The organism is Nesterenkonia sp. CL21 (assembly GCF_031705515.1).
GTDB lineage: Bacteria > Actinomycetota > Actinomycetes > Actinomycetales > Micrococcaceae > Nesterenkonia > Nesterenkonia aethiopica.
In genome coordinates this window covers 88,187-113,135 of the sequence record NZ_JAUTWR010000001.1, presented here as the reverse complement: position 1 = coordinate 113,135, position 24,949 = coordinate 88,187, and the positions used below count along the sequence as shown (strand labels likewise).

16 protein-coding genes are annotated in these 24,949 nt (G+C 69.1%); 7 read left to right on the top strand and 9 right to left on the bottom strand.

What is annotated here, in order from left to right; translation table 11 throughout:
- Window positions 1-19: 19 nt before the first annotated feature.
- Window positions 20-1,234, bottom strand: a complete 1,215-nt coding sequence (locus tag Q7C18_RS00470; protein ID WP_311023534.1) for a S16 family serine protease — start codon at window positions 1,232-1,234, stop codon at window positions 20-22.
- Between the two features lie 259 nt (window positions 1,235-1,493).
- Here Q7C18_RS00470 and Q7C18_RS00465 point away from each other — a divergent pair, with 259 nt between their 5' ends.
- Window positions 1,494-3,101 (top strand): zinc-dependent metalloprotease, encoded by a 1,608-nt coding sequence (locus Q7C18_RS00465; RefSeq protein WP_311023532.1) that lies wholly within the window; start codon window positions 1,494-1,496, stop codon window positions 3,099-3,101.
- Between the two features lie 1,229 nt (window positions 3,102-4,330).
- On the top strand, window positions 4,331-4,903 hold the full coding sequence (locus Q7C18_RS00460) for a M48 family metallopeptidase (protein WP_311023530.1): 573 nt from the start codon (window positions 4,331-4,333) through the stop codon (window positions 4,901-4,903).
- 77 nt (window positions 4,904-4,980) lie between these two features.
- On the opposite strand, the gene Q7C18_RS00455 is transcribed toward Q7C18_RS00460, so the two are convergent.
- Both Q7C18_RS00455 and nudC read right to left on the bottom strand, forming a co-directional pair.
- Window positions 4,981-7,167, bottom strand: coding sequence for an ATP-dependent DNA helicase UvrD2 (locus Q7C18_RS00455; RefSeq protein ID WP_311023529.1), 2,187 nt, complete (start codon window positions 7,165-7,167; stop codon window positions 4,981-4,983).
- Window positions 7,164-8,303, bottom strand: a complete 1,140-nt coding sequence (gene nudC / locus Q7C18_RS00450; RefSeq protein ID WP_311023528.1) for an NAD(+) diphosphatase — start codon at window positions 8,301-8,303, stop codon at window positions 7,164-7,166. Before nudC ends, Q7C18_RS00455 begins: the two co-directional genes overlap by 4 nt.
- Window positions 8,304-8,408: 105 nt before the next feature.
- Between nudC and Q7C18_RS00445 the strand changes: the two genes are divergently transcribed.
- Window positions 8,409-10,250 carry a phosphotransferase gene (locus Q7C18_RS00445; RefSeq protein WP_311023527.1) on the top strand — a complete coding sequence of 614 codons (1,842 nt, stop codon included), beginning with the start codon at window positions 8,409-8,411 and terminating at the stop codon, window positions 10,248-10,250.
- Between the two features lie 242 nt (window positions 10,251-10,492).
- The gene (locus Q7C18_RS00440) at window positions 10,493-11,749 is read left to right on the top strand and encodes an MFS transporter (protein ID WP_311023526.1); all 1,257 of its coding nucleotides are present in this window, start codon (window positions 10,493-10,495) and stop codon (window positions 11,747-11,749) included.
- A 6-nt stretch (window positions 11,750-11,755) separates the two neighbouring features.
- On the opposite strand, the gene Q7C18_RS00435 is transcribed toward Q7C18_RS00440, so the two are convergent.
- The gene (locus Q7C18_RS00435; RefSeq protein WP_311023525.1) at window positions 11,756-12,610 is read right to left on the bottom strand and encodes a DNA-formamidopyrimidine glycosylase family protein; all 855 of its coding nucleotides are present in this window, start codon (window positions 12,608-12,610) and stop codon (window positions 11,756-11,758) included.
- 100 nt (window positions 12,611-12,710) lie between these two features.
- Between Q7C18_RS00435 and Q7C18_RS00430 the strand changes: the two genes are divergently transcribed.
- Window positions 12,711-13,397 (top strand): TenA family protein, encoded by a 687-nt coding sequence (locus tag Q7C18_RS00430; RefSeq protein WP_311023524.1) that lies wholly within the window; start codon window positions 12,711-12,713, stop codon window positions 13,395-13,397.
- Between the two features lie 20 nt (window positions 13,398-13,417).
- On the opposite strand, the gene Q7C18_RS00425 is transcribed toward Q7C18_RS00430, so the two are convergent.
- The 5 genes from Q7C18_RS00425 to Q7C18_RS00405 all read right to left on the bottom strand — a co-directional run bounded on the left by Q7C18_RS00425 (window position 13,418) and on the right by Q7C18_RS00405 (window position 23,466).
- On the bottom strand, window positions 13,418-14,359 hold the full coding sequence (locus Q7C18_RS00425; RefSeq protein WP_070159365.1) for an HNH endonuclease: 942 nt from the start codon (window positions 14,357-14,359) through the stop codon (window positions 13,418-13,420).
- A 64-nt stretch (window positions 14,360-14,423) separates the two neighbouring features.
- Window positions 14,424-18,080 (bottom strand): ATP-dependent DNA helicase, encoded by a 3,657-nt coding sequence (locus Q7C18_RS00420; protein ID WP_311023520.1) that lies wholly within the window; start codon window positions 18,078-18,080, stop codon window positions 14,424-14,426.
- A 29-nt stretch (window positions 18,081-18,109) separates the two neighbouring features.
- Window positions 18,110-21,589 (bottom strand): ATP-dependent DNA helicase, encoded by a 3,480-nt coding sequence (locus tag Q7C18_RS00415; RefSeq protein ID WP_311023519.1) that lies wholly within the window; start codon window positions 21,587-21,589, stop codon window positions 18,110-18,112.
- Window positions 21,590-21,658: 69 nt separating this feature from the next.
- Window positions 21,659-22,369, bottom strand: a complete 711-nt coding sequence (locus Q7C18_RS00410) for a hypothetical protein (protein ID WP_311023518.1) — start codon at window positions 22,367-22,369, stop codon at window positions 21,659-21,661.
- A 410-nt stretch (window positions 22,370-22,779) separates the two neighbouring features.
- Window positions 22,780-23,466 (bottom strand): DUF6318 family protein, encoded by a 687-nt coding sequence (locus Q7C18_RS00405; protein ID WP_311023517.1) that lies wholly within the window; start codon window positions 23,464-23,466, stop codon window positions 22,780-22,782.
- 163 nt (window positions 23,467-23,629) lie between these two features.
- Here Q7C18_RS00405 and Q7C18_RS00400 point away from each other — a divergent pair, with 163 nt between their 5' ends.
- The gene (locus tag Q7C18_RS00400) at window positions 23,630-24,373 is read left to right on the top strand and encodes a 3'-5' exonuclease (RefSeq protein WP_311023515.1); all 744 of its coding nucleotides are present in this window, start codon (window positions 23,630-23,632) and stop codon (window positions 24,371-24,373) included.
- Between the two features lie 12 nt (window positions 24,374-24,385).
- Window positions 24,386-24,883: a hypothetical protein gene (locus Q7C18_RS00395; RefSeq protein ID WP_311023514.1), complete on the top strand. Its 498-nt coding sequence runs from the start codon at window positions 24,386-24,388 to the stop codon at window positions 24,881-24,883.
- Window positions 24,884-24,949 lie beyond the last annotated feature (66 nt).

Below are 24,949 nucleotides of genomic sequence, written 5' to 3'. Positions count from 1 at the left end.
GCGGCGGGGTGCCGAGGTCTCAGCTGCCACAGACCTCGAGGGAGGCGAGGTAGGCGTCATCGTCATCCCGAACCGCCTCCACGATCTGCCGAGCCTGGTCGACGTCGTCCACCCCGTGGAGCTCCAGGCCCCGGGGCGTCCGGCCCTCGAGCTCCGCGCAGTTGTCCCGCGGGACCAGGAAATGGTCAGCGCCGGCGTCCCGCGCTCCGACCACCTTCTGCGCGATCCCGCCGATGGGACCGACAGTGCCGTCGGGATCCACCGTCCCGGTGCCGGCCCAGTCCTCGCCGCCGGTCATCGACTCCTCGGTGAGACGGTCGATGATCCCTAGGGAGAACATCAGCCCCGCGCTGGGGCCCCCGACATCCTCCAGAGTGATCTCGACCTCCACCGGGAAGTCGAAGTCGCCCTGGAGCATGATGCCGACGTAGTAGTCGCCATCCGCCTCCTGGTAGGTGGGGACCTCGACGTCGAACTCCTCACCGTCCCTGGTCACTGTCAATTCTACCGGCTGACCTGCGGCGTCGTTCACAGCTTCGCGAAGTCCCTCGACGCCGGAGACCGGGTCGCCTCCTGCGGCGAGCACTTCGTCGCCGACCTCGAGCACCTCAGTGGTGCCGACGTCGGCGGCCTGCGGGGTGAAGTCGATGACACGCAGCCGCTGCCCGTAGTCGACGCCCAGCGCGTTCAGGGCCGCCGCCGTCGCCAAGTCCTGGGAGCTGGTCATCGCGGCGGTGTTCATCTGCTGGACCTCCTCGGCGGTGGTGCCCGAGGGGTAGACCAGCTCCTGCGGGAGCACGTCCACGGTCGGATCGAACCAACCGCGGACGACCTGCGGCACATAGACCACCGATGTGGGGGCTCCGTTGACGTAGACGGTGGTCATGTTCAGCGACCCCTCGGTGGAGTGCGTCTCCGCCCCGTCGATGCTGATCATCGGCTCGTCGCCGCGCTCCCCGATGGTGTCGAACACTGGTCCGGGAGATTCGGTCAGATACGGGGCGGGGGTCCCCAGGAGGGCCGCTCCGAGGACGACGGCTCCCAGACCGGAGGCCAGCTGCACAGTGCGACGCACGGTCCAGCTGTGGGTGGGGCCCGCTGGGGGCGCGTCAGGGTCCCAGGGCGGCGGGATGGATGCGGCCACACCCACCTGCGGAGCCGGCTCCGTGCCCGTGCCGTATCCCGGATGCGGGGGCTCTGCCGGCCGCCCCGAGGCAGTGAATCGTCCAGTCATAGTGATCCGGGCCATTGTCTCATCACCCGCGGAGGACGGCGAACTGGGCTGACGGCCGCTGCCGCGGGAGCTGCCGACGGCCGCCGGGCGGCGTGCCCTCGTCGGCGTCGTCCTGGTGATTCGCCGGCGCCGCCCCGGCACGGGACGCGCGCTTCCTCCCTGCGCGAACTGGCCCACGCGCCCACAGACACCGTCCATGGCCCGGCAGTAGGCTGGGAGATCCAGAGACCCAGGCGGATCGACCACTCAGGAGCAGCTCATGAATGCCGACGATTCCGGACGCCGCGGCGAGGACCGCGACGACGAGGGCCGCGAGGAGAACGAGGGCGACCAGCCCCAGGACCCCATGGAGGAGATGTTCCGCCGCATGTTCGGCGGAGAGCCCGGGCAGGGCAGCTCTGCAGGGCAGGGCCCGTCGATCGGCTTCACCGGCACTCCGGGCCAGGGCGGGCCCCAGCTGCCCGAAGGCTTCGACCCGTCGCAGCTGGGTCTGCCGCAGATGGATCCCCAGATGATGCAGCAGATCATGGGACAGGTCCAGGCGATGTTCTCCGCCATGCAGAGCTCCTCCGAGGAGGACCGGCAGGGCCCGGTCAACTGGACCATGGCGAAGCAGGCCGCCCGCCAGGCCGCGGCCGGCGACGACCCGAGCGTTTCTCCGGCCCAGAGCCGCGCCGTGGACGAGGCCCTGCGCCTGGCTGACATGTGGCTCGACGGCGCCACCGGCTTCGAGTCGGTGGGCCAGATCGGTCAGGCCTGGGCCCGGGCTCAGTGGGTGGAGGAGACCTTCGACTCCTGGCGCCGCCTGACGGAACCCGTGGCCGAGTCGGTGGCCGAGGCGCTCTCCGGAGCCATCAAGGGCCAACTCGACGAGCAGGGCTCGGGGATCCCCCCGGAGATGCAGGCCATGATGGGCGGGGCCGGGGCCGAGCAGATCAGCGGCATGATCCAGTCCATGGGCGGCATGGCCTTCGGCATGCAGCTCGGCCAGGCGGTGGGTGCCCTGGCCAAGGAGGTGCATTCGGCCTCGGACATCGGCCTGCCGCTGGCCGGGCGCACCATGGCGCTGCTGCCGAAGAACGTGGAGGAGTTCAGCGCCGGCCTCCAGGTGGACAAGCAGGAGGTCCTGCTGTTCCTGGCCCTGCGGGAGGCCGCAAGGATGCGGCTGTTCGCCCAGTGCCCGTGGCTGGAGCAGGACCTGTTCAATGCGGTGGCTCAGTACGCCGCCGGGATCCACATCGACATGGGTCGCATCGAGGAGGCCGCCTCGCAGATCGACCCGACCAACCCGGAGGCGATGCAGGAGGTCCTCGGCGAAGGGCTGTTCACCCCGGAACGGACCCCGATGCAGGACGCCGCTCTGCGGCGCATCGAGACCACCCTCGCCCTGGTGGAGGGCTGGGTGGACGACGTCGTCTCGCAGGCCGCCGAGCACCTGGAGTCGCTGCCTGCACTGCGCGAGACGCTGAACCGACGCCGGGCCACCGGCGGCCCGGCGGAGCACACCTTCGCCGCGCTGGTGGGCCTGGAGCTGCGTCCGCGCCGCCTGCGCGATGCGGCCGCCCTGTGGGCGCACCTGCGGGAGACCTCCGGGATGACCGGCCGGGACGAGGTGTGGGCTCACCCGGACGTGCAGCCCACCGAGGAGGACCTGGACGACCCGCAGGGCTTCCAGGCCCGCCAGGAGGAGCGCGCCGCCGAGTCCGCCCGCATCGACGAAGAGCTGCAGAAGCTGCTCGACGGCGGCTACGACGGCCCCAGCAGTTCGGGCGGTCCGGGCGGCTCGGGCGGTCCAGGCGGCTCGGGTGACTCGGGTGACTCCGGGGGCTCGGATGACTCCGGGGATGATCCGAAGAGTTCGGACTGAGCCCGGCACGGGCAGTCCGACGACGGCAGCACGGGGCGCGCGCTGATCGCCCCGGTGCCGCCGTCGATCCACAGCACAGCATCCGTCAGCGCCGGCAGCTGCGGGCCGGCGAGCAGCTCCCCCAGCTGGTGGATGAGCAGATGCGCCGCCATGCCCTGCAGCGGCCAGACCGCCGCACCGGAGGCGAAGAACGCCATCGGGGCACCATCGTCTCCTCCGTCTGCTCCCCCGACTCCGAGGCTGCTTCCCTGCCGCTGCAGGCAGTCTGGGCAGGGTGCCGGCCCGCCGTCCGAGATGACCGGGCCCAACATCATCCCGTCAGCTGTGGTGAGGACGGGCAGCACGCGGCGTGACTCCCGCAGCCCGCCGATGAGCACCTCCCGCCTCGGCCAGCCCGGGGCGCCGGCGTCGGTCTCCCGGATGAGGACCTGCACGTCCGCGGCCTGCACCACGCCGTCCGGCGGGCAGGACAGCACCGTCACCCCGTCGGCGGTCTCGGCGAGCGCGTCGGCGAGGTCCTCCGCCCGCAGACGGTCCGGGCCTCCCCCGTGCCGTCGGCCAACCTCCGGCGGCGGATCGACCGGGGCGGCGTCGCGCAGCACCACCGTCCCCACGCCGTGGCGCACCAGCAGATCAGCCAGCGCTTCACCGCACGGCGTCAGCCCGTCCACCAGCACACAGGACTGGGCCAGCCGGGTGCGGCGCACCTCGGCTGCCGATACTCCCGTCTCGCGCTCGAGCACTCCGTGGTTCCACAGCCGCTCCACCACGCGCGGAGCGGCATCCACCGGCACCCCTCTGTCCAGCTGACGGGCGACGGCGAGCAGCGCCTCGGCGTCTCCCTCCAGGAGCACCGAGGCTGTCCCTGAGCGCAGGTGGAGCGTGGTCTCGCCCACGCCGGTGACGGTCGCCCGGGGCGGCAACCGGTACACCGGGCCGGCAGCGCCGAGCTCCAGATCCACCTTCTCCAGGTCGTCGGCGCCGGCGGCGTCCACAGCGGTGAGGTCCATGACGACATCCTGGCAGAGTTCAGGCACCGACTCTCAGAGTTATCCACAGGCTGCTCTGACCTGGGGTGATGGGCGGTGACCATGCGGCTCCCCTCATGGGGAGGTCCCCTGTCACCGGCCGCCGCTAGACTCTCCTGCGACCGCCCCACACACACCACCGCGCCTCTCCCACAGCACAGCCCCGGGCAGCACAGCACAGCACCAGCACCAGGAGGACAGATGCCTCGCAGCTCCACCGATCGGCGCCGCGGCTCTGCCGGACCGCAGGACGCCCAGCGGATCATGGTCGACGGCGATGAGGTGCTGGTGATCCGCTCCCCTCGCAGAACACGCACCGTGACCGCCGACCAGTTGGACGGCACGCTGCGGCTGCGGGTGCCGTCCCGACTCAGCCGCGCCCAGGTGGATGAGCATGCGCGGGCCTTCCAGCAGAAGCTCCGGCGCCGTGCGGAACAGCGCCGACGGACCGACGAGGAGCTGATGCGCCGCGCCCTGGAGCTCTCTCGAGAGCATCTCGACGACATCCCCCGGCCGACCTCGGTGGTGTGGTCGGACCGGCAGACGACCCGCTGGGGCTCCACGACCTCCACGGAGGGGACCATTCGGCTGTCGTCGCGTCTGCAGAAGATGCCGCTGTGGGTCCAGGACGCCGTGCTGGTGCATGAGCTGGCGCACCTGATCGAACCGGGGCACGGGCCGCGGTTCCAGGCCCTGGTGGCCCGCTATCCCCGCACCCGGGAGGCCGACGCGTTCCTCGAGGGCGTCAGCTTCGCCTGGAGCCATCCCCAGTGAGGGCCAGAGTCTGACGGAGACCCGATGATGCCGGGACGCCCCAGCGACGCGCCTCATCGGCGCCTCAGCGACGCGTCTCAGCCGCGGCGGGCCTGGGCCGCCTCGCTGAGGACGGCTTTGAGCGCCTCACCGTGCTTCTCCAGCTTCCTCTCCCCCACCCCGGGGACCTGCAGCAGCTCGGCGTCGGTGCGCGGCAGCCGCTCGGCGATGACCTCCAGGGTGGCGTCGGTGAACACCACGAAGGCCGGGACGTCGAGCTCCTTGGCGTGCGAGGACCTCCAGGAGCGCAGTCGCTCGTAGAGCTCCTCGTCGTAGCGGGCCGGACAGTCCTCGCAGCGGCGGCGCTTGACCTCGGTGCCGGTGGTCAGCACGGTCCCGCAGGAGGAGCAGGTGGCGGTCCTCTTCTTCGCCCGCGAGTTCGGGTTCACCGTCCCCGACGACGGCGCGATCCGTCGGGTGGGCTCCTCCAGCCCGAGCTCACGGCGCAGCGGCCGCAGGAACCTCGACGGGCTGCGTCGGCCCCGGCCCCCGGAGTGCCGGGACTGGGCGGAGGACATGTACAGGTGCTTCCGGGCGCGGGTGATGCCCACGTAGAGGAGTCGGCGCTCCTCATCGATCTCCCGCTGGGTCTTGGCGAAGGTGATCGGCATCAGCCCTTCGCTGAGTCCGGCGAGGAAGACCGCGTCCCACTCCAGGCCCTTGGCCGAGTGCAGGGAGGCCAGGGTGACGCCCTCCACGGTGGGGGCGTGCTGAGCGGCCGAGCGCTCCTCGAGCTCGGTGATGAACTGCCGCATGGTGAGCGTCTCGTCGAGCATCTCCCGTTCGGCGTGCAGCTGATCGGCCAGGCCCACCAGCGCGGACATCGACTCCCAGCGCTCCCGCACCGCACCGGTGCCCTCGGGGGCCTCGCGGCGCCAGCCGTGGGAGGAGAGGATGTCACGCACGGTCTTGGGCACGCCGTCGCCGCTCTCCTCCACCAGGGAGGAGGTGCGCAGCGCGGCGAGCGCCTCGCGGACCTCCCGTCGGGAGAAGAAGCGTTCGGAGCCGCGCAGCTGGTAGGAGATGCCGGCGGTGGCGAGCGCCTGCTCGAAGGCTTGGGACTGCCCGTTGGTGCGGTAGAGGATCGCGATCTCGCTCAGCGGCACCCCGGAGTCCCGCAGCGCGACGATCTGCTCGGCGATCCAGCTGGCCTCGGCGTCGTCGTCGGCATGCTGGGTCAGCGACGGGGCCGGCCCGTGCTCGCGCTGAGAGATCAGTCGCAGCGGATCCGGCCACGCGGGCGGCTGCTCACCCTGGGCCTGCATCTGGGCGCGGATCTTCGCCTGCTCCCGGGTGCGGTCGGCCAGCAGCACGTTGGCCAGCTGCACCACCTGCGGGGTGGAGCGGTAGTCCCGCACCAGGCGGACCACCTTCGCCTGCGGATGCCGGCGGGTGAACTGCAGCAGGTGGTCCGGGGTCGCGCCCGTGAAGGAGTAGATGGTCTGGGCTGCGTCTCCGACCACGCACAGCTCCTCCCGGCCACCCAGCCACAGATCCAGCAGACGCTGCTGCAGCGGGGAGACGTCCTGGTACTCGTCCACCACGAAGTGCCGGTACTGCTGACGCACCTGCGCGGCGACCCGTTCGTCGTCCTCGAGCATGCCCACCGTCAGCAGCAGCACGTCCTCGAAGTCGATGAGGTGCTTGTCCAGCTTGACGTCCTCATAGGACTGGTAGAGCTTCGCGAAGGTGCGATGGTCCACTCCCCCCGGTTCGGGGCGGTGGGCGGCGAGCTCCAGGTAGGAGTCCGGGGTCAGGGTCGAGACCTTGGCCCACTCGATCTCGGAGGCCAGGTCCCGCAGGGCGGCCCGGTCGGTGGAGATGTGCAGCCTCCGGGCCGCCTCGGTGAGCAGGCGGACCTTATGGTCGAGGATCTCCGGCATGGTGCCACCGATGGCCATCGGCCAGAAGTACTGCAGCTGGCGCAGGGCGGCGGCGTGGAAGGTGCGGGCCTGCACGCCGGGGGCGCCCAGGGCGTTGAGCCGTGAGCGCATCTCGGCCGCGGCCCGGGCGGTGAAGGTCACGGCCAGCAGCCGGTGGGGATCGTAGACGCCGGCGCGCACTCCGTAGGCGATGCGGTGGGTGATGGCGCGGGTCTTGCCGGTGCCGGCGCCGGCGAGGATGCACAGCGGCCCGGTCAGCGTGCTGGCGGCCTCGCGCTGCTCGTCGTCGAGCCCGGCGAGGACCGCGTCCGGAGCCTGAGGATCGGACGGGGTCGAGGTCATCGCGCTCCTCTGCTCCAGATGTCGACGTCGGGCAACGTGCCACCGTACCAGTGTTCGATCAGCCCTCGGGAGATCGAGGACCGCGGCGGGATGCCGATGCGGCCCTCGGCGACCTGCTGGTGGAGCTCCTCCCGGGTGAACCAGCGGACGTCGCGGATCTCATCCTCATCGGCATGGGCCACGGCGTCGCGGGTGTGGGCCAGGTAGCCCAGCATCAGCGAGCGTGGGAACGGCCAGGCCTGGGAGCCGATGTACTCCACGCGTGCGACGGCGGCGCCGGCCTCCTCGGCGACCTCGCGCACCACCGCGTCCTCCAGGGACTCGCCGGCCTCCACGAAGCCGGCGAAGGTGGAGTACATGCGGGCGTCCCAGCGGGTGGCAGAGCCGAGCAGCAGTCGGTCCTGGGGATCTACGACGGCGGTGATGACGGCAGGGTCGGTGCGGGGGAAGTGTTCGGCTCCGCAGGCCGGGCACTGCCGCATCCAGCCGGAGCTGCGTACCTCGGTGACGGCGCCGCAGCGAGGGCAGTGCGCGGAGTTCGCATGCCAGTTCAGCACGGCGGTGGCCTGGGTGAGCAGTTCGCCCTCCAGCGCGGGCAGGTGGGCGCCGACGGAGCGCAGGTCCGCCCAGCGCAGGACCGGGTGCTCGGTGTCGGAGACGCCGTTCCGATCGCCCGACTGACGCATGACTCCGCTGTCTGCGTGGCCTGATGGCCGGGCGGAGGACGACTCGGTGACGGACGCCAGGTCGCCGTCGTGGGCCTGCCCGGGGGCGGGCACGGCGATCAGGTGCCGCGGACGTTCCTCATGAGTGGCCTCTGAAGCGGCTCCTAGGGGTGCCGCTCCCAGGTAGACGGCGTCTTCGGGCAGCGGGCCCTCGGGCGCCTCGAAGACCAGGCGCAGGCGCGAGGTGTGCGCGACGTCGTGTTCTGTCCCGTTCCGGGAGCCTTCGGCGTCAGGGCCGCCGTCGGAGCGGGCGGCGCGCACCGGGGCGCGGCCGCCGTCGAGCCGGAGCACACCGGTGCCGGGAGCCGTCCAGACCTCCGCCAGCCAGTCGGGACGCTGTCGATCCTGGTCCCGCCGGTCGATGCGGGGACGGGTCAGCGGGAGGTCGAGAACACCGGGTGCAGACTGCATGGATCTACCGTAGCGCTCGGCGGTGGCTGGTCCGAGCCTGAGGAATTGAGGAACACGGCGTGGCCTAGCGGTCCCGGAGCACCCCGAGACCATACGCTGGTGACCGTGCGATGGACATCGATGGAACTGGCGGCGCTGGCCACCGCCGCCGTGCCGGGCCTCTCCCCGACCGGCGTGGCCGCCGTCGCCGACGACGCCCGCGACTTCACCTCGGCGATCGTCATCGATGCCGAGGGCAACCGGTGGCGCATCCGGTCTCCGCAGCACCAGGAGGCGGCGATGCGCCTGGAGACCGAGCTGCAGGTGCTGCGCGGCTTCTCCACCGCCATCCGCGCCGAGCTGCCCTTCCGGGTCCCGTCGGTGGCCGGTGCGGTGCGCCGCGGCGAGATGCGCACCTTCGTGTACAACCATCTTCCCGGCCAGACCCTGGAACTCGAAGAGCTCACCTCCTCCGGCGCCGAGGTGATCGGCGACGTCGGCCGCACGATCGCCGCGATCCATGATCTGGACGAGTCCGTGGTGGACAACGCGGACCTGCCCCGTTATTCGGCCGAGAGGTTCCGGCAGCGTCGCCTCAACGAGCTCGACCAGGCCGCCACCACCGGGCAGATCCCCTCCACCCTGCTGCGCCGCTGGGAGCACGCCATGGAGGAGAAGGAGCTGTGGGACTTCACCCCGGCGGTGGCCCACGGTGACCTGCACGAGGACAACCTGCACGTGGACGGCGAGCGCGTGGTGGCCGTGACGGGGTGGACCGACCTGCACATCGGGGACCCCGCCGACGACTTCGCGTGGCTGACCGCCACCCCTGACCCTGACTTCGCCCAGGCGGTGCTGACCGCCTACCAGGAGCATCGCCGGGGGCCCAGTGATCCGCACCTGATGCGCCGGGCCGCACTGACCGCCGAGTTCGCCCTGGCCCAGTGGCTGGTCCGTGGACACGCCACCGAGAACCGGGAGATGATCGACGAGGCGTTGAACCTGCTGCGGCAGCTCGAGGAGGACATCGAGGCCCACGGCGGGCAGCCGATCGCCCTGACCCCGATGGAGGGTGAGGAGCCCGCGGAGGCGCAGGACTCGCGTCCGGTGGCTCGCGCCGGGGCGGCCGCCACGGTGGCCGACACCGGCGAGTGGGCCGACTCTGGAGCAGGCGATCACGAACCCGCGGTGATCACCGACGCCTCGGCCGATGAGGACGCCTCCGCTGAGGGCTCCCCCGACGAGGACGGTGCTGCGAACCAGGACGCCGAGGACTCGGACGCCGGGGCCGCAGCCGAGACCGGTGCTCAGGACCAGGGGGCCGGTCAGGCTCGGGCTGATGCTGCGGCCGAGGCGCCGACCGAGTCCGAGTTCGACGACGAGACCCCGACAGGGCAGTTTCCCGCGGTCTCGGCCGGCTCCCCCGGCATGGCCGGGGCTCCCGCGGACGAGCAGCCCACCGGTGCGATCCCCCAGCAGGTGGACGATTCGCACTTCCTGGATGACGACGACGTCCCCACCGGGACGATCTCCCCGGTGCCGCCGGCAGGAGCCGGCTCACCCGGCGCTGAACGGCACCCGTCCTCGGGTTCACTGCCCATCCTGCCGGATGAGGAGTCCGAGAAGCGGTCCAAGCAGAAGAACTACTTCCCGGCGAAGTCCGCCGACAGCGCCCGTTCCGCGGACAGTGCTCGCTCCGCGCCCAGCGCCGACACCGGCTCCCATGCGGTCGTCGCCGACGCCACCGGAGCCGACGATCGAGCGGATTCCCCAGACGCCGTCGGGACCGCTCATGACAGCGAGGCCCCGGCGACGGAGCCGAAGACAGCCGAGGTCACCACCTCGGCCGAGACGCCGACTCCCGGCCCATCAGGCGAGCAGTCAGGCTCCGGTGAGGCGCCGTCGTCGTCCGGCACGCGAGACTCGGTGTACTCGGCGTATCCGGGGCTGCGCCCGCCGGGCTCCTGATCCGCCCCCTGACGGGGACCTTCCGGCGCCGTCGCGCTGGCTCGCTTCCCTTGGGCCAGCCCGACGGCGCCGGTGCTGTGCCAGCTATGTGACAGCTATCTCCTTGCGGGAGGGAATGTGTGTCCCGTACCGCGGGTTGTCGCCTGCGTGTTCAGCACACCGGTGTGCTCTCTTCTGACGAACGCAGTCCTGTCTTCCGCGCCGCCCTCGGCGTGCACACCTGATTGACGAGGGGATTCTCCGTGCCGACCTCCCACCATGCTCCGCAGACCGATTCCGCGCACCCCGCCACCAGCGACATCCCCCTGGTGACGGAGGACCCGCGGTTCTCCCGACGGCAGATCGCCATCGCGATCGTGGCGCTGTCTCTGGGCGGCTTCGCGATCGGTGTCACCGAGTTCGCGATCATGGGCCTGCTGCAGGAGGCCGTGGCCGATCTGGGGATTACCATCCCGCAGGGCGGCCACCTGATCAGTGCTTACGCCCTGGGTGTGGTGGTCGGCGCCCCGCTGCTGTCGCTGCCCGGGGCGACCCGGGAGCGGCGCAGCTATGCGCTGTTCCTGCTGGGGCTGTTCGTGATCGGCCACGGGCTGAGCCTGGTGGCGCCGAACTACGAGACGATGCTGGCCGCCCGGTTCATCTCCGGGCTGCCGCATGGCGCCTTCTTCGCAGTGGCGGCACTGATGGCCGCGCAGATGGCGGGTCCCACCCGTCGGTCGAAGGCGATCGCCGCGGTGCTCGGCGGCCTGGCGATCGCCAACGTCATCGGTGTCCCGGTGGTGACGTGGGCCGGTCAGCAGTTCGGGTGGCGCTGGATGTTCGCCATCGTGATCGTGCTGGCGCTGATCACCATGGCGGCCGTCGCCGTCTTTGCGCCGCGGCAGATGCCGTCGAAGCACGCTTCGATCATGGGCGAGCTGAAGGGTCTGCGGTCCCAGAAGCTGTGGGTGGGGATCCTGCTGGCCGTCATCGGGTTCTGCGGCATGTTCGCCCTATACTCCTACATCTCCCCGGTGATGACCGACGTAGCCCTGCTGGACCCCCGCTACCTGCCCTATGTGGTGGGGCTCTACGGGGTCGGCATGGTGGTCGGCAACTTCGTGGGCGGCTGGGCCGCCGACAAGTCGGTGCTGGGGACCGTGATCATCTCCATGGCGCTGATCGCCGTGTTCATGGTGCTGTTCGCCTCCACCGCGCATGTCGTGGTGCTGGCGCTGGTGTTCCTGTTCCTGGTGGGGGCCTCTGCCTCCTGCCTGAGCCCTGCCATGCAGACCTTCCTGATCGACTCCGCGCCGCGGGCACCCCAGCTGGCGGCCTCGCTGCATCACTCGGCGTTCAACGCCGCCAACGCCCTGGGCGCCGTGCTGGGCGCGGCAGTGATCGACGCCGGTTGGGGTCTGCGGGCACCCAGCTATGTGGGGGCGGTGGCCGCCGGTGTGGGTGTGCTGATCGCCGCCTATGTGATCTGGCTCAGCCGCCGGGAGGCCGCGCGGGTCTGAGACTGCTCAGCGCGCGACCCACGGGCTCTGCGGAGCAGCCGGGCTTCCGGGAGGTGGCTGGCATCGGGGGCAGAAGTAGATGACCCGATCCTCCTGGGCGGCGCGTCGCTGGGCCGCTTCTCCTGACGTGGCGCGCTCGATGCGTCCTCGGCAACGCAGGCAGGGCTTTCCCCCGCGGCCGTAGACCCACAGGTCGGTGCCGCCGCCAGGGGTGCCCGTGGTGCAGCGTCGAGGGCGCAGCTTGTTGATGCCCAGGAGGCGGTGTGCGAGGGCCAGGACACGCTCGAGGTCTGGAACGCTGCGGACGGGAATCTCCGGGTGGAACCCGGCGAGGAAGCAGATCTCACTGCGGTAGACGTTCCCGACGCCGGCCAGGTTCCGTTGGTCCAGCAGCGCGACGCCGATGGCCCGATCCGGCTGGGTGAGCAGGCGGCGCCAGGCCTCGCCGGCGTCCCAGTCGTCTCCAAGGGGGTCTGGCCCCAGGTGTGCCAGGTGCTTCTGTGCCTCGGCAGGGCTGAAGACGTGGAGCTCCCCCAGGGAGAATCCCACCGCCTGATGGCCAGCGGTGGTGAGGACACAACGGGCGGTGTGGCCGGGGCGCCTCCAGTGGGGCCTGCTGCCGTCCGCCGGGAGGCCGTAGACATGCCAGGTGCCCTCCATCTTCAGGTGCGAGTGCAGTACGGCCTGAGGCAGGTGGATCAGCAGGTGCTTCCCTCGGGAATGGACCCTCTCGATGGTCTGACCAGCGACGTCGACGGCGGCAAAGGCCGGGACGCGAAACTCGGAGGCGAGCAGGGTTCTGCCCGCCAGCGCCCCGTGCAGGAGCGCGGCCTCGCGGTAGATACTGTCACCTTCGGGCATGGGTTCAGTATCGGGGATACTCACTGATCGCGGCGAACGCGTGCTGGTGAGGTGCTGAGTGGGTCCCTGACGCCTGACTCAGTACACCTAGGATGTTGCCATGACTGGCGTTCCGTTCACCACCACTGCCGATGTCCACTCCGAGTCCTTCGCTGGCCGGCTGCGGGCCGCCTCCGCAGAGGACTGGGAGGCCGCGGTCCATCACCGGTTTGTGAAGGAGCTGTTCGCGGGAACGATCAGTGATGAGGTGCTCGCGCGCTATCTGGTGCAGGATTATCAGTTCTTCGACGCCTTCGTGGCGATGCTGGGCGCCTGTGTGGCGACCACGGGCTCGCGAGCCGCGCGGCTGCGCTTCTCCCAGCAGTTGGGGATGCTGGCAGCTGACGAAGACGGGTACTTCCGGCAGTCCTTCACGGAGTTGGAGGTGCCGCAGCAGGAGGTGGAGAACCCTGCATTGGCCCGCCCCACGGAGGAGTTCGTGACGCAGATGTGGGAGGTCGCACACGCGCGGGACTACGCCGACCTGTTGGTGGTGTTGGTGATCGCAGAGTGGCTATACCTGGATTGGGGCGAGTTGGACCGTGAGTTGCCCACGACGCCCACACACCGCGGTTGGATCGATCTTCACCGTGGAGATGAATTCCGCGCCTGGACCCAGTTCCTGATCGATGAGCTCAATCGCGTGGCCCCTGAGCACGACGACGACGCGGCCGCGCGCCTGGCAGATCGCTGGCACCGGGTGGTGGGCATCGAGCGCGCGTTCTTCGACGCTGCGTACGAGGCGTGAAGTGCGGTAGTCACCTCACACTAGCCAACGGGCGCAGCATCCTTGAATGTATCGAATCGCGCCTCCACATAGTCACGGCGCGGCTGCCACTTGCGCGGCGTGGGGAGAACCCGCAAAGACTGCCCTTCATGGCCCTGCAATCCGTGCCTGAGCATCGGTCCGTCGACTTCTTCAAGAATGTCCCGTCGGATATGGATCCGGTAGTCGGGAGAGATCCCCATAATGTTGGCGTCGTACGCGGCATGGTGGATTTTGCACATGGCCAGCCCGTTATTGACGGCGGCACGCCCTCCATCGCTGTCGGGGATGACGTGGGCGGCGTCAAGTAGCGAGCCATGCCTGAGTTCACAGACGGCACACCGGGTTCCATAGGCCGCCAACACGATTGCTCGGAAGTCTTCCTGATGGTCCCGAGACATGATCATTCGTTTAGTGTGCCTGGTGGCGATCTCCACGGCATTGGGAGCGAAACCGATGTCGACAGGTGACCCTGGTGTCCACGTCTGTGAGACGTCCAGGAGGAAGTCACCCTGCGCCGCGTCGTACCCGACCACATAGGTGGGATAGATAGCGCGGTACTGGCCTTGCGTAATACCTCTGAAGTAGACAAGGGGCATCCTGAGCTCATGAGCCTTGTGTAACCATCCGTTGTGAGTCTGGTTCGTGGCTTGTTCTTTGTACCGCGCGATGCCGTCAATAGGCGTTCCATCGTCATATACGAACTTCCGGTCGGTCCGTGCCTCCTCAGGCTTTGTCTTGATGGACAGCGCAGCCGACATGACACGAGGCTTAAAGATCCCCTGCGGACGCAGCGCCAAGGCCACTCCATACGGATTCTCCTGGCTAAAGGCCAGAATGTCCTGCCATGTCAGTGCTTCGTGACCTCCCCTGGTCTTTCGATCGAGCCAGGAGAATGCGTAGTCGCGAATAGCTGCATCGAGTTCGAGGTCTTCACTGCCCATGAGCTTCTCCAGTCTGATGCCGGTGCCTGAACGGTAGTCCTTCTACGACTGCCTGACGAGCGCCTTACTCCCCGAAATGTCTCCGGGCCCCACGGATGTGCGCTTCCAATGCGTCCGCCTCGGGCAGGTCTGTGCCGGGCACCGTGACCCCGTGCTCCACGTAGAAGAACGAGGCCTCGATCTGGTCCAGCGGCACCCCGTAGAGCCGATGGAAGGCCAACCGGTACACCGCCAGCTGCAGCTGCTTCTCCGTGAGGTCCTTCCCTGTGGGCACCATGCCGGTCTTCCAGTCGACCAGGTGCCACTGGCACTGCTGCATCTGAGCGTTTCGTTCTGCACTCGGCATCAGCTCCCAGCGGTGGTGGTCCTGAGCGGTGAGGTCCCGACCGTCCTGGTCACGGCCGAAGACGGCGTCGATCCGGCCGCGCACTACCACACCATCGATGGAGGTCTCCACCGGGATCTCGGCAGCGTACAGCTGACGCTGCGCCCACTCGGTGTCGGTGAACTGGTCCTTGACCTGGGCGAGGTCGAAGGCGTCGTCGAGCTCTTCATCGCCCCTCCCCGGCTCTTCGATGTCCGGGAGCCGACTGCGGGTCTGGTAGAACTCCTCGATCCATTCGTGCATCACCGTGCCGCGGCGGGCCGCTTGGGAGGGCTTCACCGGCACGGGCCGGCGGGCGAACTCCGCCACGCCTTTGGCGTTCTGCGCGAGGCCGACCACCCCGGAGACGCTGATGTGTGACGGGAAGGAAGGTAAGCCGCTCCCCCGCCGCTGGGAGCGCACCCTGTCGACGATCCACTGGGCTTCCTGCTCCCAGGGCGTCAGCTCGGCCTGGGCCTGAACCCCGGCGTCGGCCTCCAACTCGGCCGCAGCGGTGCGCACCAGGTCGGCCGAACGTGTGAGGGCCGGGCGGCGCCCCGGTACCTGCGCTGGTGCTTCGATCAGCTCCATCGTCGCCAGTCGGGCCTCACCTTCAGGCGCTTCCTGCTGCCGGTAGCGGGCGATGGGCATCGGAGCCAACGGATCATAGGGCCAGTGCGCCCCAAGCACCTGCCCGGCCAACGGGTTGGCGGTGAGGTCCTCGACCTCGGCCCACGCCAACCGGTTCTGACCAGCCCCGCCGTCGGCGTCGACGACCTCGCGGATCTCTTCCAGGAACTCGGAGGGCTCCTGGCCCTTGCTCGGTCCGTAGAAGCAGGCCCCCGTGCAGATCAGCAGGTGCCTCGCCCGGGTGACCGCCACATAGGCCAGGCGTCGCTCCTCCTCCCGGGTGAAGTCCCGGACGTCCTGGGAGTAGACGGGGTTCTCCTCGGTGAACTGCTTCCAGGCGCCGAACCCGGCGGACACAGCCCAGGCCCGCAGCTCCTCCTGGTCCGACTCCCACTGCGGGATGCTGCGGCGATCACCGCGGAGACGGGCCGGCAACATCCCGTTGCTTCCGGTCCAGCGATCAGCCTGCTTGCTGGGGAACTTCTCCTCCCGCAGGCCCGCCACCACGACCACATCCCATTCGAGTCCCTTCGAGGCGTGCACGGTCAGCAGCTGCACCGCCCCGGGCCGGGGCTCGACGTCGGCCTGCTCGAGTCCTCGCTCGCGCTCCTCCGCGGCATCCAACCAGTCCAGAAAGCTGCGCAGGTCCGGGGTGGTCTCGGTAGCTGCGTAGCCCTCGGCCTCATCGATGAGCGCATCCAGCTGCCGAGCCGCATGGTGCTGCTCCTCCCAGGGCCGGGCGGCGACCTCGATGTCCAGGCCGGTGTCGCTGATGACTCGTTGGATCAGCACACCGATGTCCAGCCCGGTCCACTGACGCAGACGCCGGATCTGATTCTTGGCCAGCACCAGGCGGCGATGGCCCTCAGCCGACAGTCCGAGCCTCTCCGCCTGCTGCGGGTCGTCCTGGAGACGCTCCAGGGCTTCCACCAGGGACGAGCGCTCGTCCATCTCCAGTGCAGTGGACTCGTACCGGTCCTCCGCATCCGCACCGTCGGCGGTCTCCTGGTCGGCATCGGTTCGCAGACGCAGACCTTCCAGGTCACGGGCCGCACGCTGCAGCTGGACCAGGTCCTTGGGCCCGATACGGTACCTAGCTCCGGCCAGGATCCGGATCAGCGCATCAGAACGGCCGGGGTCCGCCACCACCCGGAGATAGGCCAGCACTTCGGCCACCTCCGGGGTCCTGAGCAGCCCGGAGAGCCCCACCAGCTCGTACTCGATGCCGGCGGCCCGCAGGTGCTCCGCCACCGTCTCCAGCTGGGCGCGGGTCCGGGAGAGCACCGCGCAGCTGGGACGGTTCGCACCAGGCAGCACGTCAAGGGTGTCAGCCAGCTGGGCGGCGATGGCCTGGGACTCCTCCGCCTCGGAGCTGAACCAGCCGACGCGGACCGTGCCGTCCCCCGCGCTGTCCGGGGAGCTCAGCGGCTTCAGCCGGGCACGCAGATGCGCATTGTGCTGCCGCCAGGGCTTGCCCAGGGAATCGGCCGAGTCCGGGCGAAAGGGCTCCACGATCCGATTGGCGACCTCAAGGATGGTGCGGCCGTTGCGCCAGGCGACGGTCAGCTGCTTCAGATCGGCGGCTCGGCGGTCCCCAGTGGCCGGATCCACAGCAGGGAAGGCCTGGGGGAAGTCGAAGAGCTGCCCGGCTGAGGCGCCGCGGAAGCCGTAGATCGACTGGTTCGGATCCCCCACAGCGGTCACCGCGTGCCCCACGCCGCCGGATTCTCCGCGCCCGTCGATCCCGGCGCCGTACAGGTGGGAGAACAGCGCCAGCTGGGCGAAGGAGGTGTCCTGGAACTCGTCGAGCAGCACCACCTTGTACTTCTCGCGCTCGGCGGCTCCCGCGCTGGGCACGTCCATGGCGATCTGCGCGGCGAAGCGCAGCAGGTCCCCGAAGTCCATGAAGCCCTCGTGACGCTTGGCCTCCTGGAAGCGACGCACCAGCTCTGCCATTTCGCGGCGCACACGCAGCGACTGGGCGAGAGCGATCTGTTCCTTCTTCGGTGAGGCCCCATCGGCGACCCACCCGTCGTAGCGGGCGAGCTCCACATCCAGGTGAGCCTCGACGTCGTCGGGGGTGCGCAGATGCTCCGCACAGTCCGAGGCGAGCTGCATGACCTGGCCGGCGAGGTTCCCCGCAGACTGCTCCGCGTCCACGAGCACCTGGGCCCGCTCGTAGCTGCTGGCGATGCGGTGCACCATCTGCCAGGCCTTGGCCTCCCCGATCAGCTGGGTCTCCGGCTCCAGGCCGATGTGCAGCCCGTACTCTCCTACCAGGGTGTTGGCGTAGGAGTGGTAGGTGGACACCGCCGGGGCCAGCAGCTCCGAGATCGACTGGGTCCGGGCGTCATCGACAAGCTCCGGAGGGACGATGTCCTCGGGGGCGATCAGGTCCGCTTCGATGAGTTGACGCAGCCGCCCGGTGATGCGCTCCTTGAGCTCACCGGCGGCCTTCTTGGTGAAGGTGACTCCGAGGATCTGATCGGGCCGAACGAGGCCGTTGGCGACCAGCCACACGACCCGGTCCGCCATCGTGGCGGTCTTCCCCGAGCCGGCGCCGGCGACCACGAGCATCGGATCAAGGCCGGCTTCGATGACGTCCTGCTGCTCCGGAGTGGGATAGAGACGCTTCTCCGGCGGGGTGTCCCGCTGGAGGGCATCGGCGATGTCCCGGGCGCTGTGGCGGACGGTGGCCACACGGGCAGCGGAGTCTGCGTCGGGCACGGTATCTCCTGTGGCGAGAGAGGACGAATTCATGGCTGGGTCACCTGCTTCGCGTCAGTGCAGAGCGGGCAGAGGGCGCCGATCCGGCAGCCCCGTCCTTGGGAGGCATGGAAGGCGTCGTACCGGGCCCCGGACATCACCTGAGCCGCCAGGGTGACCTGCTCCAAGGGCCAGCTGTCTCCCTCCCCCAATGCCGTCTGGCCCTGGAGATCGATCTTCCTGACCCCGGTCCCCACGTGCAGCAGGGCCGCACCCAGGCTGCCGGAAGGTCGCTCGGGCCGTGCTGTGCCGGAGCCCTGGTCCTCTCCTGCCGCGCTGGTCAGGGCCTGATCCACCGCTCCCAGGGAGACCAGCAACTGGTAGGCCCCGAGCTGGGCGTGGGTGACGATGTCATCCTTGGTGGGCTTGCCGCGCCCGGTCTTGAGATCGATGACGAACAGTTTCCCGTCGGCGGTCCGCTCGACTCGGTCGATCACCCCGCGGATCTGGACGGTACGGGTCGGGTCAGGCCGAGCCTCCGGAGTCACGGCACCGTCCTCGTCAGTGTGCTGGGCCTCGGGCACGGGCACCTCGAGGGTCGCCTCGACCTGCAGCTCGCGGGCTTCGACCTCGCGGCCCTCCTGCTGGGCGGCGCGGAAGTACTGGGCGAGCTTGCCGATCATGGTCTCGGCCCGACGGCGGTCCCTCTCAGCCTCCCAACCCTCGTCCCGGCCGAGGCTGTGCCACCGTTGCTCGAGCTCCTTGAGCAGCACGTCCACTTCCGTCTCGGTCGGGTGATGTTCGGCGATCTCGTGGATGAGAGAGCCGAGCATGCGGCTGAAATCGGTGGCCTCCACTCCCCCGGCGGCGCTGGTGAACCACTGCAGCGGGGACTCCACGGCGGTCTGCACGCTGGAGGGTGAGACCCGCACGACGTCCTCGGGGCCGAGCAGCGGATCCTCGGTGCTGAGTTCAGGGAGCCCCCACCACTGGTCCGGGTGGGCTCCGGTGAGCCCGTCGTGCGCCAGCCGGGCGAGCGCCCGGGCGGCGGCCTCACGTTCCTGCTCATCCGCCGGTGAGGCGGTGGCGCCGTCGAGCTCGCGCTGGAAGCTGTGCTCCAGGTGGCGGCGGAGCTCCGCGATGAGCCGCGGGGCGGTGATGGGCCGTGGGATGGCCGATCCGCGGGCCGTGCGCTCATTCGGGGGGACGACCAGGTCCAGCAGCATCGAAGGGCTCTCCTCCTGCCCGTGGACGGCGACGGCGAAGAGCCGGCGCTTGGCGCGGGAGACGGCGGAGGCGAAGAGCCGGTACTCGTCCTGCAGCACGGACATGCGTTTCACCAGCGGAGACTGTGCAGAGGTGTCCGTGCGGCCTTCGACGACGTCGACGAGCTGGCCCCCGCCGAGAAGCTGACCGCGGGGGTTGAGGTTGGGCCAGGCCCCCTCCTGGAGTCCGGTGAGGATGACCGTGTCGAATTCGCGGCCGGCCGCACTGGCCGGGGTGAGGACCTCCACCGCCTGATCCCCGGCGGAGGTCTTCGCCAGAGTGTCCATGGGCAGCTCGAGGCGCTCCATGTGGTCCACGAACGCCTGAGGCGTTGCTCCCGGGTTCTGGTCCGCGAAGCGTTCAGCGGCCTGGAACAGCGCCATGACAGCGTCCAGGTCCTGATCCGCGACCCTCCCTTCGGCGGTCGGCTTGCGGGAGACACCAGCCCAGTGGGCGCTGACCCCGGCCGCGTCCCAGATCGCCCACAGCAGCTCTTCGGGCCCGACGGAAGCACCGAAGGCCGCTCGCCCGGACTGGATCATGGCGGCGATGCGCACGGCGCCCCGAGTCAGGTGGCGGTAACGTTCCTGCGCCTGCACTGCGGCGACGACCGGATCTTCTGGGGTGTTGATGGCCGCACACAGCAGCTCGTCCGAGCTGCGCGGCTCGCCGACGGCACTGCGTCGTTCCTGCTGTCGCAGCACCTGGCGCAGGCTGCGCAGGGTCATGGAGTCGGCTTCCCCGTACCGGCTGGTCAGCAGGGTGAGCGCCTCTGGCAGCTCGACGGGCTGCGCCTCGGGATCGGCGACGACGTCGAGGATCCGCAGCAAGGGATGGACGGCCGGCTCCTGGTTGAGGACCACATCGCTCATGGACTGCCGGACGGGGACTCCCTGGGCCTGGAACATGCGCACGAGGCGCTGCAGCATGGCCCCGTTGCGCGCGATGACGGCGATCTCGTCGAACGGCACACCGGTCCGGTGGTGACGGTCCAGGACCTCCTGGAGGACGAACTGCTCGGCCAGGTAGTCCTGGGGCACGATCTCCACGGCGCAGGAGCCGGGTGCGGCGTGCGGCGCAGTGTCGGCGCCGTCGCCCAGGAGCTTCAGCCACGGCTGGCGGGGCTCCTGGGGGCCGATGGGAGCGAGGCGACGGACTGCTCGCGCGTAGGCGCGGCCCACCTCGGGGGCGATGCGGTGATTCCCCCGCAGCACCATCACTGAGGGGGCTGCGCCGGGGAGTCCGCCGTGCGGGTCTGGGGTCATCGCTCCGGAGACGCTGCGCCGCACGACGCCGTCGATCTCCAGGTCCGTCTCCGGGTTGAGCGTCATGCCGCTGCGTTCTGCCGATTCAGCGGTGAGGCGCTGCGGGGCGATCGTCCAGCTGCGCAGCTTGTCGGGGCGAGCGCCGCGGAACCCCTGCACCGCAGTCTCTGGGGTGGCGAAGGCGATCACGTCCTGGCCTGCTCCGATGAGTCGCAGCAGACGGAACACGCTGGGGGTCGCCTCGTGGACGTCGTCGACGACCACCCGTTGCAGCCGGAGCCGTTCATCGTCGAGGAACTCCGGATTCTCCTCCAGCAGGTTGCAGGCCTCGTTGATCAGCCCGGCGGGGTCGAAAGCGTCAGCGTTGGAACCGGCGTCGAGGTCCTCGCGGTAGCTCTCATAGAGGTCCGCAGCGGCCCGCCATTCAGGGCGGCCGCAGGCGTCTGCGAGTGCCCGCAGCTGGCCCGGGGAGACCCCGTACTCGGCAGCGCGGTCGAAGAGCTCACGGATCTCTTTGCGGAATCCGTCGGTGCCCGCCGCTTCACGGAGCGCGGAGGGCCAATGAACGGCGGCCAGTCCCGTGGTGGGGTCCGGCGCGAGCAGCTCGCGAATGATGCTGTCCTGCTCAGCACCGGAGAGCAGGCGTGGCTGCCGGGCTCGGAAAGAGAGGATCTCCCGGCGTCGCGCCTCGCCGAGGAGCCAGAAGGCGTAGGAGGCGAAGGAGCGCGACGGCTGCTCCGAGAGCGACCCGCCCCGACCGGTGCTGTCGCGGCGCGCCCAGGAGGTCTCGATCTCGTCCCGCAGCGCCGCCGAGGACGCCCGAGTCGGCGAGAGCACGAGGAGCCGGTGCGAGTCCAGGCCGGCTTCCAGATGCCGCAGGGCCAGTTCAGCGGTCAACGTCGACTTGCCGCTGCCAGGGCCCCCATGAACCAGGACGGGGCCGTGTCCGGGCTCGGCGACTGCGGCGAGGACCTGACCTTGGGACGCATCGAACTCCATGCCACTCATTCAATCAGAGGGGTGTGACATGTCTGGTTCAGGGGGAACAGAGCCAGGTGATTCCGGGAATCAGGGATGCTCGCCGATCCAGTTGCCGTGCTCGTCATACTGATCCTGGAAGATCTTGGGCGGCCTGTCTCCGGGATCCAGTTCCACCGGCCCGTTGCAACCCCACTCCTCCTGGCTCCGGCAAGGACCCGAGACATTGCGGCTGGACTGTCGCCAGATGTCGGCCTCCCCCGGCGACGAGGCGACGTCCGAGGCCCCCGGGATCACGACCCACTCTCCGCCGTCGACGCGGTACTGGCCGGAGAACGTCGTGGTCAGAGTGACGTCGAAGACCCCGGTCTCGGTGTACACATGGCTGGTCGGCGTCTCAGCATCCGTCTTGTCCACCGGTTCACCCGCCCAGTACTCCGGCAGCGGCTCGCCTGGCTGATAGGTGGTGCGCTGGTTCCCGTCGCCGTAGTCCCACTGGAAGCTCTCAGGGATCGCGCGGATCTCCACGTCGAAGCCCAGCAGCTCCGTCTCGACGATCTGTTCCTCCACGTCCGCGAACATGTGCGTGTGTCGATCGAGATAGCCGAAACCCAGCAGCGACTCTTCGAAGGACACCGAGCCGCCGTCGATCTGCAGAGTCGAGAACTCCTCCTCCACGGCACCCGGTAACTGGGCGAGAAGGTCGACGACGTCATCCTCCTCGTCGTCATCACCGATGATCCCGCCAGTGGTCACACACCGGAGGCCCGCATTGCCCTGATCGTCCTCGACAGACCCCACATTTTGACCTTGGTTGTAACACAGGCGACTCAGGGTCTCACGGCAGGATTCCAGCGCACTCCCCACCTCACCTGCGCAGTATGCGTCAGTATCGAGTTCCGTTCGGTCTTCCGCGTACGATTCGTCTTGGGGAGGCAAATTGCCAGCATTGGATTCGTTGTCCCGCGATGATTCAGGGTATCGATCTTCGTTTTGCTCGGTATAATTATCAGCTTCACTTGGAACCTCGTCACGAACGCCGCGAACCTCAAGACCATCGCCTCTCATTTCACCCAAGAAATCCTCTTCTCCAGAGTTGGATCCCCAAGCATGATCGGCTCCAAGTAACACCCCACACGTCACCAGATAGAAAAACGCAATGGCATGCAAGCGCGGATTGATCAGGGAATTACCAGCCTCCAGCCGCATAATCACCCTTCCGGAGGGATGACGTTGATCTCCTGGACTAGCCATCTTCCATCCACATAGTCGAGGGCAGCTTCGCAGAGATCGAAGTCCGATCCACCACCTTGGCCTAGCTCATCCCCGTTCTCATAGGCGACGAATCGACCTTCATAGAATTCGAACATGACATAAGCTCGGCCATCGAGCACGTTAGTTGCATATGCGCTGTCGATGGACGAACCTTCGCTCTCGTACCAGTGATCCCCAGTGGCGTAGACCCCGGTCATCCGCTCCGTCACGTTCTGACAGAGCTCACAGTCTTCAGATGAGATTTCCCACATGGGCTCGTCATCTCCGGTGAGCTGCAAGTAGTTGCGAGTCTCGACCCAGTGCTCCAACATGGCGATCGCCCCGTCCCCGGTCTCCTGATACACCTCATCGGGAACCTCAGGCTCGGGCCAGTTCTCCGCCGGGCCCTCCGAGGACGCCGGCACCGGCTCCGGTTCCGGGTCAGGCTCAGCCTCTGCAGCCTCATCCGTCACCTCGCCGCTCTCGCTGCCCTCATCCACCTGATCGGTTTCCGTCGAGGCCGTGGATTCCGGCCCCTCAGGTTCATCAGACGGCCCGCACCCCGTCAGCAGCATCCCGCATACCACTGCCATGCTCAGCGACCCCACTCGCCTCTGCGCGACCTTTCGTCCTGCTCCGTTCACGTCACTCTCCATGAGTCGTTCAGTTCTGCCACCATCACACCCTAGCGACACCGGCCATCGCGTGGGCCCTCATGTCCTGGCCTGTGGAGAACTCAGGAGTGTCGTCCTCCGATCGCGGCACGCCGCGACCAGCCGTGTCACACCCCCGAGATAGTGTGGAGGTGTGGACAACCCGATGCTCTTCGACCTCCCCGCCAACGGCGACTCCTGGCACCTGGGCCGCCGGGTCGGCTTCGACCTGGAGACGACCTCTCGTGACCCCCGGGTCGCCCGGATCGTCTCTGCCGCCGTGGTGATCTTCGAACCTCACGACGAAGTCTCCCCGGGCCTGACCGCGCCCGCCTCCTCCGTCCGAGTGCAGGAGTGGCTGGTGAACCCGGGTGTGGAGATCCCGGCCGAGACCACCGCCATCCACGGCATCACCACCGAACGGGCACAGGCCGAGGGCCAACTGGCGGCCGAAGCGATCCCCCAGATCGTCTACGCGCTCTCCCAGGAGTTCGCCTCGGGCACACCGGTAGTCATCTTCAACGCCCCCTATGACCTCACCGTCCTGGCACAGGAGGCTCAGCGCCACGGCGTCGGTTTCCCCACCGCCATCCCGGTCATCGACCCGCTGGTCATCGACAAGCAGGTCGATCAGTTCCGACGCGGCAAGCGCACGCTGGGCCACCTCTCCACGCACTATCAGGTGGAGCTCGACGACGCCCACTCGGCCGCCCCGGACGCCTTTGCCGCCGTCGAGGTCGGCAACGCCCTGGCCGCTCGATACCCGCAGATCCAGATCCCCGCAGCGGACCTTCATCAGCTGCAGATCGGCTGGAAGGCCGAACAGGCCGCGTCCCTGCAGGAGTACTTCCGCAAGACCCGCCCGGACGCCGTCGTCGATCCCCGCTGGCCCGTGTGACAGGCTTGAGTCATGGAGGGTCCCACCAGACGCACCCAGACCGTGACCAGCGCCGTTCCGCTCCGGCGCACCAGGCCCGCGCTCGGCTCACCCCACGACGGGTGGGCCACCGTGCTGCTCACGGCCGCAGTGGCGCTGTTCTTCTTCGGCATGACCCTGGCCCGGAGCTGGCCGCCGGCCCTCGCTGACGCTTCGTGGTCCCCCATCCTCGCCGGCGTCGTCCTCACACCGCCGCTGCTGGCCTCCTTCCACTACTACCGCCGGGCCCACGGGTCCCGCCTGCGCCGCGCCGCCGGCCTGCCGTTGGTCGCACTGATCATCGCCGCCGGCATCCTCCAGCTGGCAGTCTTCCCCGCCCTGTACGACAGCCTCGGCAGCATCCCTCTCTTCGGCCTGTGCTGCCTGACGATCGCCACCGTGGCCATCGCGCCGCTGCAGATGGTCATCAGCCACGGCGCAGAACAGAGCACCAGTCCGCAGCCGGGGTCCGAAGCCGCCGCCAGCCACTGAGAACCCCATTCATCGCACCTGCCGCATGCCGACAGCGCCTGCCGAGGACCACCGCATTCAACAGCC

What these genes read in the sequence shown, in the direction of transcription:
- Q7C18_RS00395 (WP_311023514.1), top strand. Translation starts at nt 24,386, where the DNA reads ATGGAGGGTCCCACCAGACGCACCCAGACCGTGACCAGCGCCGTTCCG.
- nudC (WP_311023528.1), bottom strand. Translation starts at nt 8,303, where the DNA reads ATGCAGTCTGCACCCGGTGTTCTCGACCTCCCGCTGACCCGTCCCCGC.
- Q7C18_RS00415 (WP_311023519.1), bottom strand. Translation starts at nt 21,589, where the DNA reads ATGGAGTTCGATGCGTCCCAAGGTCAGGTCCTCGCCGCAGTCGCCGAG.
- Q7C18_RS00460 (WP_311023530.1), top strand. Translation starts at nt 4,331, where the DNA reads ATGCCTCGCAGCTCCACCGATCGGCGCCGCGGCTCTGCCGGACCGCAG.
- Q7C18_RS00435 (WP_311023525.1), bottom strand. Translation starts at nt 12,610, where the DNA reads ATGCCCGAAGGTGACAGTATCTACCGCGAGGCCGCGCTCCTGCACGGG.
- Q7C18_RS00430 (WP_311023524.1), top strand. Translation starts at nt 12,711, where the DNA reads ATGACTGGCGTTCCGTTCACCACCACTGCCGATGTCCACTCCGAGTCC.
- Q7C18_RS00465 (WP_311023532.1), top strand. Translation starts at nt 1,494, where the DNA reads ATGAATGCCGACGATTCCGGACGCCGCGGCGAGGACCGCGACGACGAG.
- Q7C18_RS00470 (WP_311023534.1), bottom strand. Translation starts at nt 1,234, where the DNA reads ATGACTGGACGATTCACTGCCTCGGGGCGGCCGGCAGAGCCCCCGCAT.
- Q7C18_RS00425 (WP_070159365.1), bottom strand. Translation starts at nt 14,359, where the DNA reads ATGGGCAGTGAAGACCTCGAACTCGATGCAGCTATTCGCGACTACGCA.
- Q7C18_RS00455 (WP_311023529.1), bottom strand. Translation starts at nt 7,167, where the DNA reads ATGACCTCGACCCCGTCCGATCCTCAGGCTCCGGACGCGGTCCTCGCC.